The 8,176-nt window shown below is 40.0% G+C and carries 9 protein-coding genes; 6 read left to right on the forward strand and 3 right to left on the reverse strand.

The annotated features are described in order from the left end of the window. The first annotated feature begins 4 nt into the window (after window positions 1–4). The 5 genes from L1D51_RS10430 (at window position 5) to L1D51_RS10450 (ending at window position 5,519) form a co-directional block, all read left to right on the forward strand. Complete coding sequence (locus L1D51_RS10430) at window positions 5–1,969, forward strand: acetyl/propionyl/methylcrotonyl-CoA carboxylase subunit alpha (protein WP_239963623.1); 1,965 nt, start codon at window positions 5–7, stop codon at window positions 1,967–1,969. After that, window positions 1,969–2,874 (forward strand): hydroxymethylglutaryl-CoA lyase, encoded by a 906-nt coding sequence (locus tag L1D51_RS10435; protein WP_054561523.1) that lies wholly within the window; start codon window positions 1,969–1,971, stop codon window positions 2,872–2,874. Before L1D51_RS10430 ends, L1D51_RS10435 begins: the two co-directional genes overlap by 1 nt. 11 nt (window positions 2,875–2,885) lie before the next feature. After that, window positions 2,886–3,584, forward strand: a complete 699-nt coding sequence (locus tag L1D51_RS10440; protein ID WP_054553797.1) for a CoA transferase subunit A — start codon at window positions 2,886–2,888, stop codon at window positions 3,582–3,584. 11 nt (window positions 3,585–3,595) lie between these two features. After that, entirely contained in the window at window positions 3,596–4,252 is a 657-nt protein-coding gene (locus tag L1D51_RS10445; RefSeq protein WP_054561524.1) for a 3-oxoacid CoA-transferase subunit B, read from the forward strand. A gap of 388 nt (window positions 4,253–4,640) precedes the next feature. Then, a complete protein-coding gene (locus L1D51_RS10450) occupies window positions 4,641–5,519 on the forward strand; it encodes a LysR family transcriptional regulator (protein WP_054561525.1) in 879 nt (292 codons plus the stop codon). 45 nt (window positions 5,520–5,564) lie between these two features. Here the strand turns inward: L1D51_RS10450 and L1D51_RS10455 are convergent, their stop codons facing one another. Continuing rightward, window positions 5,565–5,912, reverse strand: a complete 348-nt coding sequence (locus L1D51_RS10455) for a hypothetical protein (protein ID WP_239963624.1) — start codon at window positions 5,910–5,912, stop codon at window positions 5,565–5,567. 98 nt (window positions 5,913–6,010) lie between these two features. Continuing rightward, complete coding sequence (locus L1D51_RS10460) at window positions 6,011–6,463, reverse strand: hypothetical protein (protein ID WP_054561527.1); 453 nt, start codon at window positions 6,461–6,463, stop codon at window positions 6,011–6,013. 337 nt (window positions 6,464–6,800) lie between these two features. Between L1D51_RS10460 and L1D51_RS10465 the strand changes: the two genes are divergently transcribed. Further along, complete coding sequence (locus tag L1D51_RS10465) at window positions 6,801–7,223, forward strand: hypothetical protein (RefSeq protein ID WP_054561528.1); 423 nt, start codon at window positions 6,801–6,803, stop codon at window positions 7,221–7,223. Window positions 7,224–7,292: 69 nt separating this feature from the next. Here L1D51_RS10465 and L1D51_RS10470 read toward each other — a convergent pair. Beyond that, window positions 7,293–8,176, reverse strand: an 884-nt coding sequence (locus L1D51_RS10470; protein WP_239963625.1) for a DUF5700 domain-containing putative Zn-dependent protease, incomplete at its 5' end; no start/stop codon positions are given.

Genomic DNA, 8,176 nt, shown 5'->3' on the forward strand with positions numbered 1-8,176 from the left:
CATTATGACAACAAAATCATTGAAAAAAATTCTCGTTGCCAACCGTGGTGAAATTGCCTGCCGAGTTATGCGTACAGCAAAGCAAATGGGCTTAACAACGGTTGCAGTTTACTCAGATGCCGATAAACATGCTCAACACGTAAAGCTTGCTGATGAGGCGTATCATATTGGTCCTGCGCCAAGTAAAGACTCATACTTAGTGGCAGACAAAATCATCGATGTGGCAAAACAAGCTGGTGTTGATTGTATTCACCCTGGCTATGGTTTTTTATCTGAGAACTGTGACTTTGCCCTCGCGTGTGAGAAAAATGATATCGCCTTTATAGGCCCGCCAGCATCAAGCATTGAAGCCATGGGCTCAAAAACCCGCGCTAAAGAAATTATGCACCAAGCAAATGTACCTTTAGTGCCTGGTTACTATGGTGACAATCAAGATACTGAGTTCTTACAAGCCGAAGCTGAAAAAATTGGTTACCCGGTACTGATTAAAGCGGCTTTTGGTGGCGGTGGTAAAGGTATGCGAGTTGTAGAACACGCAAAAGATTTTATCAGTGCACTTGAAGGCGCAAAACGTGAAGCAAAAGCCGGTTTTGGTAACGATTTAGTACTGTTAGAGCGCTATGTCACTAAACCTCGCCATGTTGAAGTACAAGTATTTGCTGATAGCCACGGTAACTGTGTGTACTTAGGCGACCGTGACTGCTCTTTACAGCGTCGTCACCAAAAAGTAATTGAAGAAGCCCCTGCTCCGGGTCTATCTGATGCGCTTCGCAAAGAAATGGGTGAAGCAGCAGTACGTTGTGCCCAAGCGATTAACTATCGCGGTGCAGGTACGGTTGAGTTTTTATTATGCGGTGATGAATTCTTCTTCATGGAAATGAACACCCGTTTACAAGTAGAGCACCCTGTAACAGAAATGGTAACCGGTGTTGATTTGGTGAATTGGCAAATCAATATTGCGGCAGGTGAAGTTTTACCACTTAGCCAAGCAGATATTCAGCTACAAGGTCACAGCTTTGAAGCGCGTATTTATGCTGAAGATCCAAGTAATGACTTTATTCCGTGTTCTGGTCACATTGATGCCCTATTTACACCGAACGAATCTGAGTTTGTACGAATAGATACAGGGATTGCTGCGGGTGATGAAATTAGCCCGTTCTACGACCCTATGATTGCTAAATTAATTGTTCATGACGATAACCGTGAGGCAGCGCTTGGGCGTTTATCAAAAGCACTAGAGCAATTCCACCTAGCAGGTTTTAGCTGCAACGTTAATTTCTTACATAATCTTGCTAACCACCCTACTTTTCAAGCAGGTGCACCCGATACGCACTTTATTGAAGACCAAGGTGAGCGCCTTGTTGCTAAAAACGCGCAACACTCTGTTATTGCAACCGTTGTGGCAGCCTATGCGTATGCACACCAACTAAAAGGTGAAAGCAGCAGCCCATGGCAACAATTAACAGGCTTTATGCTAAACAGTGACGCTAAAACAACAATTCCGTTTGTGGATCTAAAGGTTCATGCTGTTAAGACCTCAGATGGCTTTAAAATCAGCCTAGATGGAGTTGACTATACAACCTCGGGCAAGGTTGAAAATGGCCTTGCAAACCTAGTCGTTAATGGCGAAAAAGTTGTAGCTCATATTAATCAAACAGACTCTCACATCACAGTGATGTACAAAGCACAACAAACGGTGCTAGAACTGATTGATAAACACTATATTAGTGAACACGAAAGTGATGCATTGCCACTCGCTGCACCACTCAATGGTACTGTTGTTAAACATTTAGTTGAGGTAGGTACTACTGTCGCTAAAGGTGACGCTGTTGTCATCATTGAAGCGATGAAAATGGAATACACCCTTAATGCCCCGCATGATGGTGTATTAACGAGCTATTGCTTTGCTGAAGGTGAACTGGTGAGTCACGGTGATATGCTCGCGATTGTTGAAGAGCCGGAGGCGTAATGGCACAGTTTCCTGATTTTGTTCGCATTGTAGAAGTTGGCGCCAGAGACGGTTTGCAAAATGAAGCCGCCGTTAGCACGCAAGATAAAGTCGCTCTTATCAACGCCCTTGCAGATGCTGGGCTTAAAGATATTGAAGCAGGCGCCTTTGTGTCACCTAAATGGGTGCCACAAATGGCTGACTCAAGCGATGTAATTAGCGCGTTAAATTTGCCTAATGTTAACTTAAGTGCCCTCACCCCGAATTTACGGGGTGCAGAGGCGGCAAAACAAGTCGGCATACAAGAATTTGCAATCTTTACAGCAGCAAGTGAAGCGTTTTGTCAAAAGAACATTAACTGCTCTATTGATGAAAGTATTGACCGCTTTAAAGATGTAATGGATTTTGCCAAAGCGAATAACATTCGTGTTAGAGGTTATGTTAGCTGCGTTATGGGTTGTCCATATCAAGGTGATGTCGACTACAATGATGTATTAAAAGTATCAGAGCGATTATTAGAGCTTGGTTGTTACGAAATTAGCCTTGGCGACACCATTGGTGTAGGTACGGCGAAAAAAGTCGATGAGTTATTAGATTTACTCTTGCAACATATTGATAAATCAAAACTCGCTGTACATTTTCACGACACTTACGGACAAGCGCTCACAAATATTTACACCGCCCTAACACGCGGTATAGCAACGGTTGATAGTGCTGTTGCAGGCCTTGGTGGCTGCCCTTATGCCAAAGGTGCGTCAGGAAATGTTGCCACTGAAGATGTAGTTTACTTACTACAAGGGCTTGGCATAGAGCATGGAATTGATTTAGAAAGACTGGCGAAAGCTGGTTGGGCTATTTGCAGTGCACTAAATAAACAACCTGTCAGCAAGGTATCACTTGCTCTAAAGAACACTCAGAATAATTAAGGAGTAGGCTCATGGCCGGTTTCGATAAAGTGGTTTCAAGTTATGAAGCTGCAATGGAAGGTTTAAAAGATGGCGATACTATTATCGCTGGTGGCTTTGGCTTGTGTGGTATTCCTGAAGGACTTATCAGTGAAATTAAGCGTAAACAGACTAAAAATCTAACCGTTGTTTCGAACAACTGCGGTGTTGATGATTTTGGTTTAGGGGTTTTACTTCATGATAAGCAAATTAAAAAAATCATCGCTTCTTATGTAGGTGAAAATGCGCTATTCGAAAAACAACTACTCGATGGCGAAATTGATGTTGTTTTAACACCACAAGGGACACTCGCTGAGAAGATGCGCGCTGGTGGTGCGGGTATTCCTGCGTTTTATACAGCTACAGGTTACGGTACTCCTGTTGCCGAAGGTAAAGAAGTCAAAGAATTTGATGGTCGCCCATATATCTTAGAAGAGTCAATTACAGGTGAGTTTGCTATTGTTAAAGCATGGAAAGCTGACCGCTACGGTAATCTTGTATTTCGCCACACAGCAATGAACTTCAACCCGATGGCCGCGACAGCAGGTAAAATTACTGTTGCTGAAGTTGAAGAAATTGTTGAGCCAGGTGAACTTGAACCAAGCCAAATTCATACCCCAGGTATTTATGTTAATCGCGTGATCAAAGGCGACTTTGAAAAACGCATTGAACGTGTAACAACTCGCGATTAAGGAGCAATAAAATGGCATTATCACGTGAACAAGTTGCAATGCGTGTTGCACAAGAACTACAAGATGGCTATTACGTAAACCTAGGTATTGGTATCCCTACTCTGGTGGCTAACTATGTACCTGACGGTATCGAAGTTATGTTGCAGTCTGAAAATGGCTTATTAGGTATGGGTGCGTACCCAACTAAAGACCAAGTTGATGCAGATATGATCAACGCGGGTAAAGAAACCGTGACAGCAGCCACAGGTGCAGCAATATTTAATAGTGCAGATAGTTTTGCCATGATACGGGGTGGTCATGTAGACTTAACAGTATTAGGTGCATTTGAAGTTGACCAGAACGGTAACATCGCATCGTGGATGATCCCAAAAAAGCTAATTAAAGGCATGGGTGGCGCGATGGACCTCGTTGCTGGCGCGAAGAATATTATTGTTACGATGACTCATGCAAGCAAGCATGGCGACTCTAAGTTATTAGAAAGTTGCACTTTACCGCTAACTGGGGTTAACTGTGTAAAGAAAATCGTAACTGATTTAGCCGTATTAGAAGTTAAAGACGGCGCATTTCATCTAATCGAACGCGCTCCAGGCGTGTCGGTAGATGAAATTATTAGCAAAACGGCAGGCAAATTGCTTGTTGAAGGTGATGTTCCAGAGATGGCTTTTTAAGCCACTCACATCCCATGTACCGACCTCATTCCCAGTGCCAATGGCGCTGAGTTACCCAAAATCCCTCGCAAGAGGGATTTTTTTTATCTAAAGTCAGCCTTTCGCCGCACCATTTTGTCACATAAATAGTATAAAATGCCCTGCTTTAGTGAATTGGCAGTATCTAATACTGAGACTATGACGAAATAGCTAAAACTGCTAAGATCACTTTTATACTAAACATTTGCCTAAACATAGATTAAACGAGCGATTCACGATTGTTTTTTATACAATATGGCAAGAGTTAGCTATATTCATTCTTTACTCTCTATTTTTTTACATTTTGGGATAATAATTGCTTAGCAGTTAATTAACTAACAAGCGCTATTGAGACTTACTGAAATTAACTATGCAAACACCTATTCGTGGCCTACGCTCATTTTGTTTTGCTGCACGCACCCTTAGCTTTAAAGATGCTGCAAACCAACTTTACCTTACACCGTCTGCCGTAAGCCATCAGATCAAACAATTAGAAGAACAATTGGGTATTGAACTATTTGAACGTCAAACCCGCTCTATCCGCCTAACTGCTGCGGGGAAGAATTTTTATGACTCTGTATCACCGCTGATCAAAGCGCTAGAAAAAACCATCAATGAATTTAGTCAGTTACAAGAAAACGTAACGATCAGTATTACGCTACCTGAGTTTTTTGCCAGTGAGCTTTTAATGCCAAAACTGAGCGAATGGACCAGTGAGCACCCAAATACAAACTTACAGCTTAATACCTTAAAAACGCGTAAAGAGCTGACTAAGCAAAGCGATTTGTCGATTGTATTATCTTCATCTAAACCGCACGAAGGCGTTGTACATGAGCTATTTTCGCTATCGTATACACCAGCTTGCAATAAAGAAAACTGGCAAGCATGGCAAGAAAACCCGTTTCAGGCATTAAATGAAGTACCTCTTATACTTCATAAAGCGCGTCCTTGGGCTTGGCACCAATGGGCAGAGCATGCTGGTATTGAAGACTTTGCACCAAAGCAAATTATTCAAGTTGATAGTATGTTTGGTGTGGCACGTGCCGCGCAACAGGGTATGGGTATTGCCCTAATCCCCTTACCTATCAGTCAGACTTGGTTTGATGAGCAGTGGTTATTTAATTTCACCGATATGCCATTAAAAACGAAAGATAAATATTACTTAGTGCAACACGATCCTAGCGAAACTAATGCACAATTAGAGCTATTTATAAAATGGATGATTGATACTTTTAAACATCTAAAATAATAGATAAAAGACCCTCAATTATGTTGAGGGTCTTTTATTGCTAATTTAACTTTTCGCCTTGGTTATTAAAATACTCACTTTGTTTTCACCTATTTCGAAAGACGCCTGTTTACCATATTCCACAATAAAAGAAGGTGTAAAATAGCTGCCAGCGAGTGTGATTGATGTTTCTACAGCCGCCGTATTCTCTTTTTGTGGTGTAACTTTAACTTCATAGCTAAACCCCTCACCTATAGAGATGGTTGCAGGTTGTTTTTCTTCCACCAGCATTACTGGCGATGCTAGAAGCTCATTCGCTCTATAAACAGCAGTTTCAACTTGAAAACTATCAGCTGCGAAACAGTTCGATGATGCTAGTAATACCCCAGCTACTAAACCTAACTGTTTGTTCATATTTATTTCCTTATCTTATTTATAGAGTTTATCCGTAATTAATATCAGTTAGTACGTTTATTTGATACACGGAAATTTCTGAATGTTAACTACCTCTATCAAAGCTCTCGATAATACACATCAATGGTATGTGATATAGCTTCATAGCTGTTATTTTCGTGTTTAAAACACGCTTTTCTTAGTTCCTTCTCTTCGTAGTTTTTACCTGCTACTACGACTTGATCTAAAGTTTGAGAACTTGCACAGAATTGCTGTTTTGAAATTGTTTCTATTATAACTGATTCAGCTTTTGAGCGCGGTAATGAACTAGGGTTAGGATTTTGCTTCATGCCTTCAAGTAACTGAGCTTTAGTAACAGGTACAGTATCTGACCCTATGCCTGGAATATGCAATGTTTGTCTAATCGTATAGTTTTTACTTAATAATGGCGTAAACAAAGATACATCATTGCTCAAATAAGCCTGCTCAAAATTAAGATAAACAGCGACTTTATCTTCAGCTGCATTGGCAATAACAGGTCCTAAAAGTAACAACGCAAATATCAGTTTCATGGTTATACGCTTATTCTAAATAAATTAAGTCATCAACTATACATACCATCATAAAGTACCGATTTTATTTTTAATTAACAACAATTTGTTTGTTTTGCGTACTCTGCCTCTTTATTTTTCTTTATCGTAAACATTAGCTATTTAAACCCCGTGTCTACTTTATCGGGGTCAGATCACAGACCTGACAGCTATAAGACTAACTCACTACATTAGACTAAAGTCTATAGGTTAAATTTCTTCATCTATTAGGTCATTTTTTATCGTTTGTTGAATTTGCTCTATTCAATTAAAGTTCATTTGTCGGCGATTGATACCGATTCAAATAGAGGAAAAGATTATGTTTAGTACACTTATGAAACGCGTTGCACTTAGCTCTTTATTAACTTGTTCAGCTATGGCAGTGGCTGATCAGAGTGACTACAAATTGATGGTAATTGACCAATCTATCACTGCTGATGTTGCAGATAACCGTCAATACGAACAAGCATTTAATGACTGTGCTTTGAGTGTTAAAGAGAAAAAATTCTCTGAAGCTGAAACATTATGCTCAAAAGCAATCAGCTTACTTAGTACGAGTAAAGTACCTAGCTATAAACGTCGCGAACTAACGTCATTTACGTTAAGTAACCGTGGTGTTGCACGCATCATGTCTGAAAACGACACTGCTGCATTGTCAGACTTTTACGAAGCAGTACAAATTTCAGGTAACGAGTTAGTTGAGCACAACTTAACTCGTGCGAAAAAGAACTTAGCTTTATAAGTTCTCACAGAATTGTGTTGTCTCAAAACCCAGCTTAGGCTGGGTTTTGTCGTTTAGGTGTTTAGTTTTTTAGCCTTCCGCTTTTATTAATAAATCAAGCTCTTTTAGTAATAAGCTCTCTACTGTCTGTTTATCCATTTTAGCCAATTGCTCTAAGCTGTAATTTTTGCCAATTTCTTTAGCTAAAATAAATCCTAGGTAATAACCTCTTCGGTATGGCAGCTTTGTCTCGTCCTTTGCGAAGTTGAAAAATGAAGAATATATTTCAGGTTTTTTTGAATAAAACTTTTTCTTGAGGTCAACGAGAGAATCGAGCTGTCTTGAGCGAATCTTTTTCACCAGATTGCTAGGTATGTTTAGCATCAATTCATCATCACTGGCTGACGGAGTTAATTTATATGAAACGTAAGTAGCTAACCCCTCAGTCCAAATAGAGCACCATAGCTCATCCTTACATTGAAATAATTTTTCATGGTAAACATGAAATAACTCGTGATGAAAAAATGGCGTATCGTTTTTCCAAGTATGATACTTGGCCATAAGATCTACGCCGAACATTAAGTAAGACTTACCATTTAACTCTCGCGTTGCCCCATTGAACCTTCCTAACGAGTGTAGTATGTAAATGGGGGTTTCAGATTTGAAATCAGGGAAAGTAGCAATAAATGATTCCATACTGCTGTTTAAATCTTTTGATAAATACTTATTTTTTGAGTGATAAACCTCTTCAATTGCACTAAAACCCGCAATAGCTTTTAAAAAGCTTTTATCACTATAAAAAGGTGCAAATTGAGAGGTGAAATGTTGAGAAAACTGCTCTGCTCTATTTTCTGCAGTCAACGTATTGCTTGACTGATATAAAGTATAAAAATCATCTGCGAGATTAATGACTTCGAAATCAGCTGACTGGTTGTTAGCAAGCGTCTTAAATGAAAGCACTCCAGATATGAGAC

The sequence above is a fragment of the Pseudoalteromonas shioyasakiensis genome (assembly GCF_022398475.1).
GTDB lineage: Bacteria > Pseudomonadota > Gammaproteobacteria > Enterobacterales > Alteromonadaceae > Pseudoalteromonas.